This window comes from Amycolatopsis sp. cmx-4-54 (assembly GCF_046548895.1).
In the GTDB taxonomy this organism is placed as follows: domain Bacteria; phylum Actinomycetota; class Actinomycetes; order Mycobacteriales; family Pseudonocardiaceae; genus Amycolatopsis.
The window spans coordinates 558,749-576,474 of the sequence record NZ_JAEBEJ010000004.1; the positions used below are offsets into that span (position 1 = coordinate 558,749).

Below are 17,726 nucleotides of genomic sequence, written 5' to 3' on the forward strand. Positions count from 1 at the left end.
GGGTCCACCGTGAAGTGGCCAACCCACTTCGCGGAAAGGCTTGCCATGTCACGAAGATCGACTCTGCGCTGCTTCGCCGCCCTGGCCTCGCTCTTGCTCGTCGCGATACTGCCCGGCGCGGCCACCGCCGCTCCGGGCGCACCACCGCCGCTGCCCTTTGTCTCGCAGCTCGACCTGTCCTGCTACCGGACCGAAGGCTACAAACCGCCACCGGTGGAGCTCACCCTCACGCACCTCAACCCGGTCCTCGCGAAACTGCCGTCGGAGACGGTCAAGCTGGGGGAACGCCACCAGCTCTGCGTGCCGGTCGCGAAGAACGGCGTCAGCCCGCCGCCGGGCATCCTCGACTACGTCCGTTGGGTGGATCTGTCCTGCTACCGGATCGAGAGCCGCGCGGTGGACTTCCCGCTGACGCTGAGCCACCTGAACCCCGTCGTGCAGAAGCTGGGGATCCAGGACTCGCACGTGACCATGTTGTCGCCGGAGCAGCTGTGCGTCCCGGTCGCGAAGAACGGCGAACTTCCGCCGCCGGAGATCCTGTCGTTCGTACGGCACATCGATCTCGAGTGTTACGCCCTGCGCGTCCTCGGCATCCCCACCATCCCGTTCCCGCTGACGCTGGGCCATCTCAACCCGGTGCTGGCCGACCGGCCGAAGGTGGACGTCAAGGTCGGCAACGCGCGGCAGTTGTGCGTCCCGGTGGCGAAACGCGGTGACGAAATCCCGCCGGAGGTGCTCGGCACCCTTCGGTGGCTCGATCTGGCGAAGGCGGACGTCAGCACCGGACCGAGCGTCGTCGGACCGGTCACGCTGAAACTGACCCACCTGAATCCGGTGCTGGCGCGGCTTCCCGGCGAGGAGGTCGTCCTCACCGAACCGACTCAGCTGGGCCTTCCGGTCGCCAAGAACGGCAAGGTCCCGCCGGGGAAATAACCCGGATCAGTTGATGCAGCCGGTATCCTCGGACGTGATGGGCTGGTCGGTCCGCACCCCGGCCGCCCCGCCGCCCGAGGACACGCCCGGTCCCTTGTAGACCTGTCCGAGGACGACCTGCACATGGCCCGCCGCGACGGAAGCGGACTTCTCGGTTTCCAGCCCACCGAGCAGTTTCGCGATCTCCGTGGCGGGCCCGGACGCGTCGCTGAACCGGACGACGGAGGTTCGCCGTCCGGGTTCGGCCGTCGTCTCGCCCTTGCCGAATCCCTTCTCCGCCAGGAGATCCGAGACGCGAGCGGCCAGGCCGTCCTTACCGCTCGCGTTGACGACGTCGACCTTGGGGCCGGCGGGCGCCTGCGGTGTCGCGGGCTGGGCACCGATCAGGGACGCGGCGAACGCCCGCACCTGGGCGGGGTCCACCTGCACGGCGGTCGCGGTCGGCTGCCTGGGGTTGTAGCGGTAGTCGGGGTTGACCACCGGGATCGTGTCGAAGGCGATGCCGCCGCCGGAGACGCCCCGCATCTGCCGGACGAAGTCGAGCAGATCCCACGAGCCGTCGAGTACGACCGACCGCTTCACCGCGTCGATCAGTTCGGAGAGGCGGGCCGGGTTGGCGAGCGTCCCGGCGGAGAGCACCTGCTTCGCCAGCCCGGCGAGGAACACCTGCTGACGGCGTACGCGGTCGAGGTCGCTGCGAGGCAGATCCTCGCGCTGGCGGACGAAGGCCAGCGCGTCGGCGCCCTGGATCGTCTGCTTCCCCGCCGGGAAGTCCGCCCCGGACTTGCGGTCCTTGGTCGCCCGGTTCAAGCACACCTCGACCCCGCCGACGGCCTTGCTGATGTCGTAGAAACTCTGCAGGTTGACCTCGGCGAAGTGATCGATCTTGACGCCGGTGAGGTCCTCGACCGCCTTCAAGGTCGCCTTCCGCGCGGCCGTGATCGCCACCTTGTCGATCTCGGCCTTGTCGGTCTTGCCCGCCTCCCGCTGCGCACTCGCCGAAGCGAACTTGGCGTGGCCGAAGATCCCGTTGATCTTGGTCTTGTCCTTCGACCCCGGCTCCGCGACCCAGGAGTCACGCGGGATCGAGAAGGCCTTCACCGCCTTCTGGCCGTTGGGGATGCGGAGCACGATGAGCGTGTCGGTCAGGTCGTCGCCGTTCGCACCGACCCGCAGCTCGCGCAGCATCTCCGGGGACAGCGGGTTCCCGTGGTCGTCGGTGCGCGAATCGCGACCGACCAGCAGGATGTCCAGCGATCCGTCAGCGGGCTGCTCCCCCGGATCCGGCGCCTCGATCACGTCTTCGCGGGTGACGCCTTCGAGCGATTCCAGCGTCGTGTACCCGTACGCGGTCCCGCCGAACACCGCCACCGCCAGCGCGGCGACCAGGACCTTCCCCAGCTTGTGCACGATCCTTAGACGCGTGGGAGGCCGTCAGTGCTGCACAAGTGATCCAGTTCACATCCGCAGATGCGACGCGCCGTTCAGGTCGAGGATCGCACCGGACGCCCACGTGGCCTCGGCGGAAGCGAGGTAGACCACCGCCGCCGCGACCTCCTCCGGCGTGCCGACCCGGCCGAACGGGCTCTCGCCGCTCGCGGCTTCGACCTTCGCCGCGACCCGGTCCGTGGCGGTGAAACCGGGCGCGACCGAGGTCACCGCGATCCCGTGCGGGGCGAGGGCGACGGCGAGCGACTGCCCGAGCGAATGCAGCGCGGCCTTGCTCGCGCCGTACGCCGGGAACTCGGGCTCGCCCTTGAAGGCGCCCCGTGAGCCGATGTTGACCACCCGGCCGGCCGCTCCGCGCTCGATCATGTGCCGGGCCACGCAGTAGGTCACGTTCGCGGTGCCGAGCACGTTGACGTCGAGCATCCGCCGCCAGGCCCGCTGCCAGTCCTCATAGGACGCTTCCGCGAGGGAATGCGCGACCGCCGCGGACGGCGCGAGGGCGGCGTTGTTCACCAGGACGTCGACGCCGCCCACCAGCGCCTCGGCCTCGTCGGCGACGCGCCGCGCCACCTCGGGATCCGACAGGTCGCCCTGGACCAGCCCGTGGCCGGAACCCGGTAGCCCGGCGAGCGTCCGCTCGGCGTCCTCCCGCTTCGAGGCGTAATGGACGGCGACACGGTCGCCTTTTTCCGCGAAGGCCCGCGCGATCGCACGGCCAATGCCGCGCGACGCCCCGGTCACCAGAACTCCCACAAGCCGACCTTAGCCCCCGAAGAGCTGGACGACCTTCCGGAACAGTTCGTAGACGCCGTAGGCGAACGGGAGCGCGACCCACAGCCAGGCGAAGACCATCAACCCGGTGCGGCGGCGTTCGGGAGCCTGTTCGGTCATCGGGCCTCACTCCTCGCGGGCTCGCCGGACGACGCCGGCTCGTGGTACTTCGGCTTGACCGGGCGCACCAGTTCGTTCGCGACGAAACCGACGACCAGCAGGCCGATCATGATGAACAGCGACGTCGTGTAGAGGTCGGGGCCGACCTTGCCCGCCGCCTTCTGGCTGTCGGAGATGGCGTTGACGATGAGTGGCCCGAGCACCCCCGCCATCGACCACGCGGTCAGCAGCCTGCCGTGGATGGCGCCCACCTGGTAGGTGCCGAACAGGTCCTTCAGGTACGCCGGCACGGTCGCGAAGCCGCCGCCGTAGAAGGACAGGATCAGCATGGCGCACAGGACGAACACGAGCTTCGACGCGTTGGTGGTCAGCGCGATCACCAGGTACAACAGCGCACCGGCACCGAGGTAGAGCCGGTAGATGTTCTTGCGTCCCACCAGGTCCGAAGTGGACGACCAGACGAACCGGCCGAGCATGTTGGTCAGCGAGAGCAACGCGACGAAGCCGGCGGCCGCGGCGGTGCCGACCGGTGTCGAGGTCTCGCGGAAGAAGTCCGCGATCATCGGCGACGCCTTCTCCAGGATGCCGATGCCCGCGGTCACGTTGAAGCACAGGACCACCCAGAGCAGCCAGAACTGCGGCGTCCTGATGGCGTTGCGCGCCGACACGTTCGCGGTGGTGATCATCGCGTTGCCGTGGTCGGTCTTCGGTTCCCACCCCGACGGCTTCCAGCCGTCGGCGGGCACCCGGACCAGCAGGATGCCGAGGGTCATGAAGACCGCGTAGACCAGGCCGTGCACGAGGAAGGCCGTCGCGACCGTCCCGGTCGACCACGGCGCCGCGCCCAGCATCTGCGAAGACCACGGGGAGGCGATCAGCGCGCCGCCGCCGAAGCCCATGATCGCGATCCCGGTGGCCATCCCCGGCCGGTCCGGGAACCATTTGATCAGCGTCGACACCGGCGAGATGTAGCCGATCCCGAGCCCGATGCCGCCGATCCCGCCCCAGCCGAGGACGACGAGCCAGTATTGCGACGTCGCCACACCGAGCGCGGAGAGCAGAAACCCCGAGCTGAAACAGACCATCGAGACGAACATCGCCCAGCGCGGCCCGTTGCGTTCGACCAGCGTCCCGCCGAACGCCGCCGACAGCCCGAGCATCACGATGCCGAGCTGGAACGGCAGAGCGCTCTCCGTACCGCTGAGCCCGAGGGTCTTCTCCAGCGGCGGTTTGAAGACGCTCCACGCGTACGCCTGCCCGATCGACAGGTGGACGGCCAGCGCGGCGGGCGGCACCAGCCAGCGGCTCCAGCCCGGCGATGCGACGATGCGGGAACGGTCCAGGAAGCCGACAGCCATCCGGCGCCTCCGTACTCTGGGGATGTGCACTGGGAATGTATTACTTAATTCCCGACGTTGCAGTATCCGGGTGTTGAATGTTTCGGCGTCGAATAACCGGTCAGAAGGGTGGACCACACGTGGGCAGGGTGACGGTGCGGCGTCCGGTGCGGATGATCTCCGCGACGAAGGACGTGCGGCGGCCCGATGCCCTCGCGGCGGAGGAACCGCTCGAGATCCGCGTCGGCGGCAAGGCACTCGCGGTCACCATGCGAACACCCGGCAACGACGTCGAACTCGCGCACGGATTCCTGCTGTCGGAGGGCGTGCTCACCTCGCGCGAGGACATCGCGGTCGCGCGGTACTGCGACGGCGTCGACGATCAGGGCCGCAACACCTACAACGTCCTGGACATCGCGCTGGCCGAAGGGGTGGCCCCGCCGGAGACGGGCGTCGAGCGGAACTTCTACACCACGTCCTCGTGCGGCGTCTGCGGCAAGGCCGCCCTCGACGCGGTGAAGCTGAAAAGCCGGTTTTCGCCGGAGAAGTCCGAGTTCACAGTGAGCACTGATGTGCTGTCCAAACTCCCGGACACGCTCCGCGCGCACCAGAAGGTGTTCTCCAGCACCGGCGGGCTGCACGCGGCCGCCCTGTTCGACGGCGACGGGACCGTCGCCGTCGTCCGCGAGGACGTCGGCAGGCACAACGCCGTCGACAAGGTCCTCGGCTGGGCGCTGCAGGAGGGCCGGATCCCCGCAGCGGACGTCGGACTGCTGGTGTCCGGCCGCGCCTCGTTCGAACTGGTGCAGAAGGCCGCCATGGCCGGGATCGGCCTGCTGGCGGCGGTTTCCGCGCCGTCGTCGCTGGCCGCGGAACTGGCCGACGAAAACGGCATGACCCTCATCGGTTTCCTGCGCGGCGACAGCATGAACCTCTACAGCGGGGAACAGCGGGTACTCGGCCTCGACTGACCCAGCCGGGGCGCGCGACGTGTTGCGAAAGCCACTTTCGCAACCTTCAACGTTGCGAAAGTGGCTTTCGCAACCCTTGCGACGGCGAGCGGCCTGGTGGCGACCGAGTCAGCCCTCCGTGCCCACCCAGTTGCCGTGGAAACCGTTCGGGACGCGGTCCGGCAAATGCACGGCGCCGACGGTCTCCAGCGTTCCCGCGTCCAAAATGGTCAGGTCGCTCTTCTGCGTCGCGGCGTCGTAGACGAAACCCATCAGCACCCCCTCGTCCTCCCCTGAGTCCACAGAGGACGGAACGAAGACGAACTCCCCCACTTGGCTGCCCGCGCCGAATTCCCTCGACGCGACCGACCTGTTCCACAGATCGTGCTTCAGCAACGCACCCGACGACGCCGATCCATCCCTTGTGGACACCGAGTAGCCGAAGCGGTGCCGCCGCCCGACCAGCCGCTCGTCGACGCGCGGGAACTCCTGTCCCTGGTCGTCGAGGCGTTCCTCGATGACTTTGCCGACGCTCAGGTCGACGGTCCAGCGGTCCAAGGTCGGCGGCCCCTCGGCGGGTCCGAGCAGTTCCGTGTCGAACATCTTCGGATGCCGGACGACGTCCAGCACGATGTCGTCGCCGTCGTCGTAGGCGTTCATCGGGTGGAAGACGTAGCACGGCTCGATCTCGAACCAGCGGACGTCGCCGGTGCCGCCCTCCCTCGGCATGACCCCGATCCGCGCCGGGTATTTCGGGTTCCAACGGTACGGCAGTCCCGCGTTGCCCGAGATCCGCCGGCGCAGCCGCGCGCTGAGCGGGTCCGGCACCTTCACCTTGCCCACCAGCGCGGAGACCACCAGCTGGGCAGGCGTGCGCAGGAACGACGGCACGGACGCGGCGACGGCCTGTTCGGTCTCGAACGTGACCGGGAGGTCGTAGAAGACGACGTGCTTCTCGGTCAGGGAGAAGTCGTGCATCATCGGCGAACCGGTGACTTCGACGTCGACCTTGCGCCGCGCGCGGCCTTGCGCGTCGATCACCGAGTACCGCACCTTGTTGCCCCAGCCGAAGAAGTACGACACGGCGTGCAGTTCGCCGGTCTCCGGATCACGTTTCGGATGGGCGGTGTAGCCGCCGGGGAGGGTGCCGTCGAAGTCGCAGGCACCGACGGTGTCGAGTTCGTCGGTCAGCTCGAAGCTCGTGGCGCCGCCCTCGATCAGCGCGAGGGTCTTGCCCGCGTGGCCGATCACGTTCGTGTTGGCCCCCAGCGACGCGACCCCGGCGGTCACCCCGCCGTCCCAGCGCTCGCCCAGCTCCCCGGACAGCCGCGGGTTGCGCACCCAGCGGTTGCGGTACCACTCGGCGCGGCCGTCCCGCAGCCGGACGCCGTGCACCATGCCGTCGCCCATGAACCAGTGGTACGTCGCCGGGTCCACTTCGGACAGCGGGTTCGGCCCGTTCCGCAGATAGCGCCCGTCCAGGTACTCCGGGACATGCCCGGTGACGGGCAGTTCGGTGATCGTGTGCTCACGGCTGACCGGGGCGAAGTTGCCCTCGAGGAACTTGTTACCCATCACTGGCCCCCTACCATTGGAATAACGATGTTATGCACTCATGTATAACAGGGTTATGGGATACTGGCAAGCATGGCATCGAAACCCTCCGCCGCCGAGGTCAAGGCCAAGCTGATCGAGGCGGCGATCCGGCTGCTTTCCGACGGCGGTCCGGAGGCACTCCAGGCCCGCAAGCTGGCGGCCGAGATCGGCGCGTCGACCATGGCCGTGTACACCCACTTCGGTGGGATGGGCGCCTTGGTGAACGAGGTCGCGCGCGAAGGCTTCCGGCGGCTGTCGGCGAATCTGGGCGAAGTCGGGGAAACCGACGACCCGGTCGCCGACATCCTCACCCTGGCGCTGGCGTACCGGCGGACCGTGCTGGACGACCCGCAGCTCTACGCGGTGGCCTTCGGACAGAGCCAGCCCAGCGGGCAGAAGGCCGCCCTCGGCGACATGACCAAAGAGGAGACCCGCCAGAACGCCAGCGAAGAGGGCATCGAGGCCTTCGGCTACCTCGTCCGCGCCGCGAAGCGGGTGATCGACGCCGGCCGGTTCCGTCCCACCCCGGAATTCGAGGTCGCCGCCCAGCTCTGGAGCGCCGTGCACGGCTACATCACGCTGGAGGTCGCCGGTCACTTCGGCGACGGCGAGAATGGTGTGGACCACATCCTGATTCCCCTGGCCACCGCCCTCGGGGTGGGTCTCGGTGACACTTACGAAGCCGCGACGCGGTCCGCGCGGATCTCGATCGAGGCTTGGCGCGCGAAAGAGGGAAACATCGGCACCTGATCCGGCGATACCCCGGTCACAGGTCGGTGAATCGTGCAACCTTCGAGCGGAAACGCACGTCTGACCTGGTGGAAGCGCTACGCGGGAACGGGGATCGGTGAACGAGGACGACCAGGGACACACGACGCTGCCGGGGGTGGACGGCGCCCGCCGGTGGCTGAGCCGTCGTTCCGTGCTGATCGCCGGTGCCTCCGGTCTCGGAGTCGCCGGGCTCGCCGCCGGAACGGCCACCGGAGCCCTCCCGTTCAGCGAAGCGCTTCAGCGGGCACTCGGCGTCGCGTCGCCGACTCCGGCCACCCAGCTGGGCACACCCCGCGTCGAACGCGTCTACTCCGAAGCCCGCGGCCGCGAGGTCGATCTGGTGCTCATGCTGCCGACCAAGGCCCCGCCCAAGGGCCTGCCGATGTCACTGATGCTGCACGGCCTCCACGGCACCGCACGCCACGCCGCCCCGACCGGGCTGCTCAAACAGCTCAGCAGCGACGTCGCCCGCAAGGCGGTCCCCCCGTTCGGGTTCGTCGCCGTCGACGGCGGCGACCACTACTGGCACGAGAACCAGCCCGGCGACAACCCGATGGCGATGCTGCTCGAAGAGGTCCCCCGCTGGCTGGCCGCCCGCGGCCTCGGCGGCCGGGACGGGCAGCCGTTCGCCGCCACCGGGCTTTCGATGGGAGGCTTCGGCGCGCTGCTCTACACCCGGCGCCGTCTGGAACGCCGTCGCCCGCCCGCCGCGGTCGCGGCGCTCGCGCCCGCGCTGATCACGTCGTGGGCCGAGATGAGCAAACGGCGCGCGTTCCGCGACGCCACCGACTGGGGCTCGCTGGATCCGTTGCGCCACATCGATGTCACCAAAACCGTGCCGACCGGCATCTGGTGCGGGACCGAAGACCCGTTCATCGGCGGGGTGCGGAAGTTCATCTCCGAAGCGCGGCCCCTGGTCGCGCACACCTCGCGCGGCAAGCACGGCGACACCTTCAACCGCACGGTCGTGCCGAGCCTGGTCGCGTTCCTCGGCAAGCACGTCCCGAAGAACGCCTGAATTCAGACGCGGAAGTAGATCCTGGTCACGGTCGACCCCGGTCTGAGGTACTGCCGGACCAGGTCGGCGAGCTGGTTCACCAGCACCAGGCCACGTCCGCCGAGCTGTCCCGGCGAAGCGGGGCGGCGGCCGGCGAGCGGATCGCTCAAGGTGCCTTCGTCGATGACCTCGCAGAGCACGTGGCCCTCGTCCCGCCAAACCCGGACGACGCCGTTGCCCGAGCCGTGCAGCACGCTGTTGGCGGACAGTTCCGCGACGGCGAGCACGAGATCCTCCACCCGATCCTGGGCGAGCCCGCTCTCTTCGGCCCGGATCCGCGCGAACCGGCGCACCGCGGCGAGCCTCCCGAGGTCGAAGCGGAACGCGTCGGCCAACCGTGGCTCGGGCAGCGGCAGGTTGTACTTCTCGATGACCGCGTCGGGTGCGTAGCCCGCGCTCGGGCGATCGCCGTCGGTACCGGAAAGGGTCGGGTGGGTCCGCTCGGCGTCGGCGAGGACGTCGTCTCCGAGCCGGTTCCGGTCGTACGGGCACAGGATGCTGAGGTCGCGGTCCGCGAAGGCGAAGTTGATCAATGCTTCGTGCTGCGCGCACGCCGGGTACTCGACGGCCGAGCGCCCCGCCCAGATCGGCTCGCCGATGATCCGGACCGGCCCCGGCCGGTCGTCCGCGAACGCGAGCAGCACGCCGGGAAGGATGCGGCCCGGATTCCGGCCCGCTTCGCTCATGTCGATGAGCTCGACGTCGGCGGCGGAATCCCCCAAGGCCACTTCGATCAGAGCCAGGCTCCGGCCGGGCACGGCCACCGCGACGGGCTCGTCGTGCTTCAAGCCCTCCAGGATGTACGGGATCGTACCGTCCAGGTACTCGGAGTCACCGGAGTAGAGCAAGCCCACATGGGAAAAGGGCCCGGTGGTGACTGTCACGGACTCGTCCTACCCCGTCCAGGGGATTCTGAAACCCTGCTAACGGAGGGAAATCCGGAAAAGTGTGCCGGGCGATCAGCCGAGCCAGCGTCCCGCCATCGAGATCAACCAGAATCCGGCGAGCGTCGCACCGGTGAAGAGACCGGTCCAGGCGACGAGCGGCTGGTTCGCTTCCGCGCTCCGCGCCGCCTTGAGCCGGATGAGCGCGTACGCCGAAACGGCGAAGAACGGCAGCGGGATCAGCGGCAGCGGCGACAGGCGGACGACCCCGGCCACCAGGCAGGTCGCCACCAGCACGCCCAGCGCGATCGTCAGCGCGCGCGGGATCCACGGATGCGCGCGGTAGGCCCCGACGACGATGCGTTCAGTGAGTTCGACGAGTCCCCTGACCTCGCGCGGACTCGCGGCTGCCAGCTCGGGAGCCTCGTTCTCGTCCTTCGTGGAAGTCAGGGGCACCATCGCATCCTATCCCGGTCCGGTCACCGGCCGGACCGGGCCGGAGAAACCGATGCCCCGGCCGGAAAGGATCCGGCCGGGGCATCGGTGACGACAGCGTACTTTCGAAGACGCGTTTTCTAGGCGGACTTCTCGCCGCGCTCGCTGCTGCGACGACGTGACGGCTGACGCGCCACGATCGTCGGGTTCACGTTCTCGCGGACGGTCTGCTCGGTGATGACGACCTTCGCGACGTCGTCGCGGCTGGGGATGTCGTACATGACCGGCTGCAGGACCTCTTCCATGATCGCGCGCAGGCCGCGGGCGCCGGTGCCGCGGAGCACGGCCTGGTCGGCGATGGCCTCGAGCGCGGTCTTGGTGAACTCCAGCTCGACGTTGTCCATCTCGAAGAGCTTCTTGTACTGCTTCACCAGCGCGTTGCGCGGTGTGGTCAGGATGCTGACCAGCGAGTCCTTGTCGAGATGGGTCACCGTCGCCACGACCGGGAGGCGCCCGATGAACTCCGGGATCAGCCCGAACTTGATCAGGTCCTCCGGCATGGTGTCGGAGAAGATGTCGCTCTCGTCGATCTCGGCCTTGGTGCGGATTTCCGCGCCGAAACCGAGGCCGCGTTTGCCGACCCGCTCGTTGATGATCTTCTCCAGCCCGGCGAACGCGCCGGCCACGATGAACAGCACGTTCGTCGTGTCGATCTGGATGAACTCCTGGTGCGGATGCTTGCGGCCGCCCTGCGGCGGCACCGACGCGGTGGTGCCCTCGAGGATCTTCAGCAGCGCCTGCTGCACACCCTCACCGGACACGTCGCGGGTGATCGACGGGTTCTCCGACTTCCGGGCGATCTTGTCGACCTCGTCGATGTAGATGATGCCCGTCTCGGCCCGCTTGACGTCGTAGTCCGCCGCCTGGATCAGCTTGAGCAGGATGTTCTCGACGTCCTCGCCCACGTACCCGGCTTCGGTGAGCGCCGTGGCGTCCGCGATCGCGAACGGGACGTTCAGCATCTTCGCCAGGGTCTGGGCCAGATAGGTCTTGCCGCAACCCGTCGGGCCCAGCATCAGGATGTTGGACTTCGCCAGTTCGACGGTCTCGTCCTTGGAATCCTTCGGCCCGGACTTGTCGTCGGACTGCACACGCTTGTAGTGGTTGTACACCGCCACGGCCAACGATCGCTTCGCGTCGTCCTGGCCGATGATGTACTGCTCGAGGAACTCGTGGATCTCGGCGGGTTTGGGCAGCTCGTCGAGCTTGACCTCACCGGCCTCGGCCAGTTCCTCTTCGATGATCTCGTTGCAGAGATCGATGCACTCATCGCAGATGTAGACCCCGGGGCCGGCAATGAGCTTCTTCACCTGCTTTTGGCTCTTGCCGCAGAAAGAACATTTCAGCAGGTCGCCGCCGTCACCGATCCGTGCCATGGCCGTTGACCTCGTCCCCTCCGGCGCGATGTACGCGCCTGACTGTCTTACCGCCCCGGTCACGGATGACCGCTCGGAGCCTCACACACTGCCACTGACGGTACCCGCCCGATGCCGTCGGCGGGAGAACCAACGCCACATCTGAGCACGCCAGAAGCTGACCATAGACCAGGGGTCCGGTGCGTGTCGTCTCCCGACACGCACCGGTCCCTCCCACGATCAGCTGCTCGAAGCCTTGCGGTACTCGAGCACCTCGTCGACGATCCCGTACGCCTTGGCCTCGTCGGCCGTCAGGATCTTGTCGCGCTCGATGTCCTTCTTGACCTCGTCGGCGTCCTTGTTGGTGTGCTTCGCCAGGATGACCTCCATCTGGCGCCGCACCCGCTGGATCTCGTTGGCCTGGATCTCCAGGTCCGACACCTGGCCGTACGTGCCCTCGGTGGCGGGCTGGTGGATCAGCACGCGCGAGTTCGGCAGGGTGAACCGCTTGCCGGGGGTACCGGCGGCCAGCAGCACCGCGGCGGCCGAGGCGGCCTGGCCGATGCACATGGTGACGATGTCGGGGCGGACGTACTGCATCGTGTCGTAGATCGCCATCAGCGCGGTGAACGAACCACCGGGCGAGTTGATCAGGATCATGATGTCGCGGTCCGGGTCCTCGTGCTCGAGGTGCAGCAGCTGGACCATGACGTCGTTCGCCGACGCGTCGTCGATCTGCACGCCGAGCATGATCTGACGCTCTTCGTACAGCTTGTTGTACGGGTTCGATTCCTTGATGCCGTAGCTCGTGCGCTCGACGTACGAGGGCAGGACGTACCGCGACTGCGGCAGCTGGAGCCGCGACTGCATCCCGGGCGCCTGCGACCCGTTCGGAAGCTGGAAGTCGTTCATTGGATTCTCCTGTGTGCGAGGCGCGGATCAGCTGGTGGGAAGCGGGTTCTCACGGGTGAGGACCTGGTCCACGAAGCCGTAGTCCTTCGCCTCCTGCGCGGTGAACCAGCGGTCGCGGTCGCCGTCCTTGACGATCTGCTCGACCGTCTGGCCGGTCTGCTCGGCCGTGATCTTGGCCAGCTCCTGCTTCCACTTGCCGAACACCTCGGCCTGGATGGCGATGTCGGAGGCCGTGCCGCCGACACCCGCCGAGGGCTGGTGCATGAGGATGCGCGCGTGCTGCAGCGCGTACCGCTTGCCGGGCGTGCCGGAGGAGAGCAGGAACTGCCCCATCGACGCGGCCAGGCCCATCGCGTAGGTCGCGACGTCCGGGCGGATCAGCTGCATGGTGTCGTAGATCGCGAAACCCGCGGTGACCGAGCCACCGGGCGAGTTGATGTAGAAGCGGATGTCCGACTCGGAGTCGTCTGCGTCGAGCAGCAACAACTGGGCGGTGATCCGGTTGGCGACCTCGTCGTTGACCTCGGAGCCGAGGACGACGATGCGCTCCTGGAGCAACCGCTCGAAGACCGAGTCGGTGAGGTTGAGCCCTGCGGTACCGGTCCGCGCCTGGGGCGTGTGCTGCGTCACGTCATGCCTGCCTTTTCGCCGACGGCGGCGGGTGGAACGTTCGCCGCCGCGTATGTCCAGATGCTTGAGGATCTTGCAACCGACCCTAACGAACTTGGGCGGTGCAGAATGCCTGACACCGCCCAAGTTCGCTTACAGCTTTACGGTCCGTTTCGCGCGGACCGGATATTCCCTACTCGGCCGCAGTCTTCGCGGGTTCCTCGGTGACCTGCGTCTCCTCGGCTGCGGGGCCGAAGAGTTCTTCGAGGTCGACCGTGGCGCCGGAGGCGTCGGTCACGGTGGTCTTGCGGACCACCGTGGCCAGTGCCTTGCCGCGACGGACGTCGGCGTAGATCGCGGTCAGCTGACCGGACTGCTGCGCCCGCTGGACGTACTCGTCCGGGCTGACGCCGAAGCGCTGCGCCTGGTAGATGATCCGCTCGGTGAGCTCGCCGTCGTTGACCGACGTCTGCTCGGCGTCGGCGATGCTGTCCAGCAGCAGCTGCGTGCGGACCGCCTTCTCCGACTCCTCGCGGACCTCGGTGTCGAACTCCTCGATCGTGCGGCCTTCGGCCTCGAGCGCCTTCGCGAACTGCGCCTCGTCGTGGTCGAAGGGGTGGATCGCGTCGTGCTTGCGGTTCTCGATCTCGGCCTCGAGGACCTTCTCCGGGATCGCGACCTCGGTGCGCTCGAGCAGCTCCTCGAGGACCTTGTCGCGGGCCTGGACGCCCTGCTGCATCTTCTTGACGCGGCCGAGGCGCTCGCGAAGGTCGGCCTTCAGCTCGTCGATCGTGTCGAACTCGCTCGCCATCTGGGCGAACTCGTCGTCCGCCTCGGGCAGCTCGCGCTGCTTGATGGTCTGCACGGTGACGGTGACGTCGGCGTCCTTGCCGGTGTGCTCGCCGGCGACCAGCTTCGTGGTGAAGGTCTTGGTCTCGCCCGCGTTCGCGCCGATGATCGCCTCGTCGATACCGTCGACGAGCTGGCCGGAGCCGATCTCGTAGGACAGGCCGGTGGTCGAGGCATCCTCGACCTCCTCGCCGTCGACGGTGGCCGCGAGGTCGATCGAGACGAAGTCGCCGTTCTCGGCCGGGCGCTCGACACCGGTGAGCGTGCCGAACCGGGCGCGCAGCTCGTCGAGCTGCTCGTCGACCTCCGCGTCGGTCAGCTCGACGTCGTCGACGCTGACCGAGAAGCCCTCGAGGTCGGGCAGCGAGATCTCCGGGCGGATGTCGACTTCGGCGGTGAACTCGAGGACCTCACGGTCCTCCAGCTTGGTCACCTCGAACTCGGGCTGGCCCAGCGTGCGGACCTCGCCCGCGCGCACGGCTTCCATGTACTTGGCCGGAATGACCTCGTTGACGACCTCGTCGAGCACCGGGGCTCGCCCGATCCGGCTTTCCAGCACGCGAGCCGGCGCCTTGCCCGGCCGGAAGCCGGGGATGCGCACCTGCTGGGCGATCTTGCGGTAGGCGCGGTCGAAGTTCGGCTTGAGCTCGTCGAACGGCACCTCGACATTGATCTTGACTCGCGTCGGGCTGAGCTGCTCGACGGTGCTCTTCAACGTATTCTCCTCGAGCGGTAAACGATGTGTTTGAGCATCCGCATGTCTTCGACGGCGGATGTGCCCTGGTCACCTTGCAGACCGGGCCGTCCGAGTCTAGGCCGTGTCCTGTGGGTCTGTTCGACGGGGTTCGTGATCCAGGTGGCCGGGAAGAACGCGAACGGGCCCACGCGACGCGACGCTTAGGCGGGCCTGAGCGCTCTTCGCACGGCTGCGATCCCGTCGCGCGTGCCAGGAAAGGCCCTTTACTTGCAAAATTTGCGAGGAAAGGACCTTTCCTGCGGGAGTGGTCAGCGGCGGGCCCGGGGCCATCAGCCCGCCCTCGCCCGACGATCGCGTGTTTCGAACAGCGTCGGACCAATCGGCTCCCGACCACCCGATCGGACCAGTTTTCGGTTCTTCTCTGTTACGAACCGACCCTTTCCTGGACACGGATGCGCGCCACGCTTCACCATCGGGCGCCGTGACCACGCGTTTCGGCGATCGGATGAAGTTTACAAACCAATACCAATTGTCTACGGTGTGACAGCTTGTCCCGGTAGCATCGACCGAGGGGAACGATCGATGACCGTCGCCGTAACCCGGTCCGAGGACACGGGGGAATCACCCGAGAGAAGACCGAGACGCGGTGTGCCCAACCCGCGGCTCCCGCTGCCGCTGGTCTCCGTGCCGACGGTGTTGTTGTTCATCGGCGGGGCCATGGTCTGGACGGGGGCCACCTGGCTGGTCGTCAACGAGGCCGCGCCGCTCTGGGTGACCATTCCCCTGCACGCGCTCGTCACCTTCACCATGTTCACCGTGCTGCACGAGTCCACGCACCACGCGGCCGGACGGCTCACCTGGGTCAACGAACTGCTCGGCAGGATCGCGATGCCGTTCGTGGCGGCCTACGGCTCCTTCCCCCTGGTGCGCTACATCCATCTGGAGCACCACCGCAACACCAACGAAGACGCCCACACCGATCCCGACGCCTGGACCGCGCACGGCCCCTGGTGGCAGCTGCCGCTGCGCTGGCTGACCATCGACTTCTGGTACGCCCGCTTCTACTTGGCGCGCCAGCGCACGCGGCCGCCGTCGGAGCGGGCCGAGACCGCGGCCGTCGTCACGCTGAGCCTCGCCGCCTTCGCCTGGCTGACCGTGAGCGGCCACGGCTGGGAACTGCTGATGGTCTACCTGATCCCGCAGCGCGTCGGGCTGGCCGTGCTGGCCTGGTGGTTCGACTGGCTGCCGCATCACGACCTCGGCGCGCAGCGGCAGAACCGGTTCGGTGCCACGCGCGTCCGCGTCGGGCTCGAATGGCTGATGACGCCGATCATGCTGTGCCAGAACTACCACCTGGTGCACCATCTCCACCCGGCGATCCCGTTCTACCGGTACCTGCGCACGTGGAAGGACAACCGCGACGCGTACCTCGCCAGGGACGTCCCGATCGCGACGCCCTGGGGCCGCGAGCTGACGTCGTCGGAGTACCGCGAATGGCGTCAGCTCACCGGCTCGTTCGACGAAGAACCGCCCGCACCGCAGCCCCGGCGGCCGAGCCGGTTTTATTCGCTGCGGGTCGCCGAGGTCCGGCCGCTGTGCGAGGGCGCCGTCACCGTGACGTTCGACGTGCCGGAACGGCTGCGGGAGACCTTCCGGTTCCTCCCCGGCCAGCACCTGGTCATCCGCGCGGAGGTCGACGGGGAAGAGGTGCGGCGCGCCTACTCGATCTGCTCGACCCCGGACTCCGGGGTGCTGCGGATCGCGATCAAGCATCAGCTCGGCGGCGCGTTCTCGACGTTCGCCACCACGGAACTCGCGGCGGGCGACGCACTGGACGTCCTGCCACCGGACGGGGAGTTCACGCTGACCCCGGCGCGGAGCCGCGCCGGGCGGTACGTCGCGCTCGCCGCGGGCAGCGGGATCACGCCGATCCTCTCGATCCTGACCGCGACCTTGCAGGACGAGCCGAACAGCAAGGCGACCTTGCTCTACATCAACACTTCCGGTGCCAGCACGATGTTCGCCGACGAACTCGGCGCCCTCGCCACGCGGCTGGGCGGGCGGCTGCACGTCGTGCACTACCGCACCGACGAACGCGACCCCGATCTGCGCACGCAACGGCTCGAAAGGCCGTTCGACATCGTCGGCGAGGCGCTCGCCATTTCGCACGAGCGCTATCAGCGCGGCCGCCTCGACGGGACCCGTCTCCGCGCGCTGCTGCAAGCGCGGCTGCACCCGGCGAAGGTGGACGAGTGGTTCCTGTGCGGCCCGCGCGACCTCGTCGACATGGCCCGCCGGACCCTCGCGGACCGGGACGTCCCCGACGAGAACGTCCACTTCGAACTGTTCCAGGGCGCGCTGCCCGTTCGCCCCTCGCGGCGGCCGGGCTCGACCCTCACGGTGACCGCGGGCGGGAAGACCGCCGAAATCCCCGCGACGGTGGGCGAAACCGTGCTCAGCGCCGCGCTCCGGCACGGCGTCGACGCGCCGTATGCGTGCGTCGGCGGGGCCTGCGGCACCTGCCGGGCGACGGTGGTGCGGGGCAGCGCGCGGATGGACGTGCACTACGCGCTCGGGGACGACGAGGTCGCGGCCGGGCGGATCCTGACCTGCCGGGCGGTGGCCACCTCCCCCGAACTGGCCGTCGACTACGACCGCTGAGGTGTGGTGGCCCGTCGGGCGATCGCGCGTGCCCGGATGGACGACACCCGTGATCAGACGGACGACACGCGGCGGACCCGGCCGTGCACGCGTGTCGTCCGTCCAGTCACGCGTGTTGTCCATCCAGTCACGCGTGCCGTCCATCCAGTCACGCGTGTCGTCCGTCTGAGCACAAGTGTCGTCCGTCTGAGCACAAGTGTCGTCCGCCCGGTCACGACGCGGCGGGCCCACAGTTTCGCCGGCCGGGTGAAGCGAGGCAGGTTGCGAAAGCCACTTTCGC

Annotated in this window: 16 protein-coding genes; 5 read left to right on the top strand and 11 right to left on the bottom strand. The window is 68.3% G+C overall.

Features of this window, described 5'->3' with window-relative positions:
- The first annotated feature begins 45 nt into the window (after positions 1–45).
- A complete protein-coding gene (locus ACLJQ7_RS16465; RefSeq protein ID WP_410649067.1) occupies positions 46–933 on the top strand; it encodes a hypothetical protein in 888 nt (295 codons plus the stop codon).
- Between the two features lie 6 nt (positions 934–939).
- On the opposite strand, the gene ACLJQ7_RS16470 is transcribed toward ACLJQ7_RS16465, so the two are convergent.
- The 4 genes from ACLJQ7_RS16470 to ACLJQ7_RS16485 are packed head-to-tail and all read right to left on the bottom strand — an operon-like array spanning position 940 to position 4,631.
- The gene (locus ACLJQ7_RS16470) at positions 940–2,343 is read right to left on the bottom strand and encodes an LCP family protein (RefSeq protein WP_410649068.1); all 1,404 of its coding nucleotides are present in this window, start codon (positions 2,341–2,343) and stop codon (positions 940–942) included.
- Positions 2,344–2,391: 48 nt separating this feature from the next.
- Positions 2,392–3,123 (bottom strand): SDR family NAD(P)-dependent oxidoreductase, encoded by a 732-nt coding sequence (locus ACLJQ7_RS16475; protein WP_410649069.1) that lies wholly within the window; start codon positions 3,121–3,123, stop codon positions 2,392–2,394.
- Positions 3,124–3,144: 21 nt separating this feature from the next.
- The gene (locus ACLJQ7_RS16480; RefSeq protein ID WP_255355414.1) at positions 3,145–3,273 is read right to left on the bottom strand and encodes a hypothetical protein; all 129 of its coding nucleotides are present in this window, start codon (positions 3,271–3,273) and stop codon (positions 3,145–3,147) included.
- On the bottom strand, positions 3,270–4,631 hold the full coding sequence (locus tag ACLJQ7_RS16485) for an OFA family MFS transporter (RefSeq protein ID WP_410649070.1): 1,362 nt from the start codon (positions 4,629–4,631) through the stop codon (positions 3,270–3,272). The genes ACLJQ7_RS16480 and ACLJQ7_RS16485 overlap by 4 nt, the downstream gene beginning before the upstream one ends.
- Before the next feature lie 119 nt (positions 4,632–4,750).
- Here ACLJQ7_RS16485 and fdhD point away from each other — a divergent pair, with 119 nt between their 5' ends.
- Positions 4,751–5,581: a formate dehydrogenase accessory sulfurtransferase FdhD gene (fdhD, locus tag ACLJQ7_RS16490; RefSeq protein ID WP_410649071.1), complete on the top strand. Its 831-nt coding sequence runs from the start codon at positions 4,751–4,753 to the stop codon at positions 5,579–5,581.
- Between the two features lie 108 nt (positions 5,582–5,689).
- On the opposite strand, the gene ACLJQ7_RS16495 is transcribed toward fdhD, so the two are convergent.
- Positions 5,690–7,135: a carotenoid oxygenase family protein gene (locus tag ACLJQ7_RS16495; RefSeq protein ID WP_410649072.1), complete on the bottom strand. Its 1,446-nt coding sequence runs from the start codon at positions 7,133–7,135 to the stop codon at positions 5,690–5,692.
- Between the two features lie 72 nt (positions 7,136–7,207).
- On the opposite strand from ACLJQ7_RS16495, the gene ACLJQ7_RS16500 reads away from it, so the two are divergent.
- The gene (locus tag ACLJQ7_RS16500) at positions 7,208–7,906 is read left to right on the top strand and encodes a TetR/AcrR family transcriptional regulator (RefSeq protein WP_410649073.1); all 699 of its coding nucleotides are present in this window, start codon (positions 7,208–7,210) and stop codon (positions 7,904–7,906) included.
- Between the two features lie 97 nt (positions 7,907–8,003).
- Complete coding sequence (locus tag ACLJQ7_RS16505) at positions 8,004–8,945, top strand: alpha/beta hydrolase-fold protein (protein WP_410649074.1); 942 nt, start codon at positions 8,004–8,006, stop codon at positions 8,943–8,945.
- Positions 8,946–8,947: 2 nt separating this feature from the next.
- Here the strand turns inward: ACLJQ7_RS16505 and ACLJQ7_RS16510 are convergent, their stop codons facing one another.
- The 6 genes from ACLJQ7_RS16510 to tig form a co-directional block, all read right to left on the bottom strand.
- Positions 8,948–9,868: an anti-sigma factor RsbA family regulatory protein gene (locus ACLJQ7_RS16510; protein ID WP_410649075.1), complete on the bottom strand. Its 921-nt coding sequence runs from the start codon at positions 9,866–9,868 to the stop codon at positions 8,948–8,950.
- Between the two features lie 75 nt (positions 9,869–9,943).
- A complete protein-coding gene (locus ACLJQ7_RS16515) occupies positions 9,944–10,327 on the bottom strand; it encodes a hypothetical protein (RefSeq protein ID WP_410649076.1) in 384 nt (127 codons plus the stop codon).
- Positions 10,328–10,443: 116 nt separating this feature from the next.
- A complete protein-coding gene (gene clpX / locus ACLJQ7_RS16520) occupies positions 10,444–11,739 on the bottom strand; it encodes an ATP-dependent Clp protease ATP-binding subunit ClpX (RefSeq protein ID WP_034313997.1) in 1,296 nt (431 codons plus the stop codon).
- A 219-nt stretch (positions 11,740–11,958) separates the two neighbouring features.
- A complete protein-coding gene (locus tag ACLJQ7_RS16525) occupies positions 11,959–12,630 on the bottom strand; it encodes an ATP-dependent Clp protease proteolytic subunit (protein WP_410649077.1) in 672 nt (223 codons plus the stop codon).
- A gap of 27 nt (positions 12,631–12,657) precedes the next feature.
- The gene (locus ACLJQ7_RS16530) at positions 12,658–13,260 is read right to left on the bottom strand and encodes a ClpP family protease (protein WP_410649078.1); all 603 of its coding nucleotides are present in this window, start codon (positions 13,258–13,260) and stop codon (positions 12,658–12,660) included.
- 172 nt (positions 13,261–13,432) lie between these two features.
- Positions 13,433–14,803, bottom strand: coding sequence for a trigger factor (tig, locus tag ACLJQ7_RS16535; RefSeq protein WP_410649079.1), 1,371 nt, complete (start codon positions 14,801–14,803; stop codon positions 13,433–13,435).
- Between the two features lie 630 nt (positions 14,804–15,433).
- Between tig and ACLJQ7_RS16540 the strand changes: the two genes are divergently transcribed.
- On the top strand, positions 15,434–17,446 hold the full coding sequence (locus ACLJQ7_RS16540) for a fatty acid desaturase (RefSeq protein WP_410649212.1): 2,013 nt from the start codon (positions 15,434–15,436) through the stop codon (positions 17,444–17,446).
- The last annotated feature ends 280 nt before the right edge of the window (positions 17,447–17,726 follow it).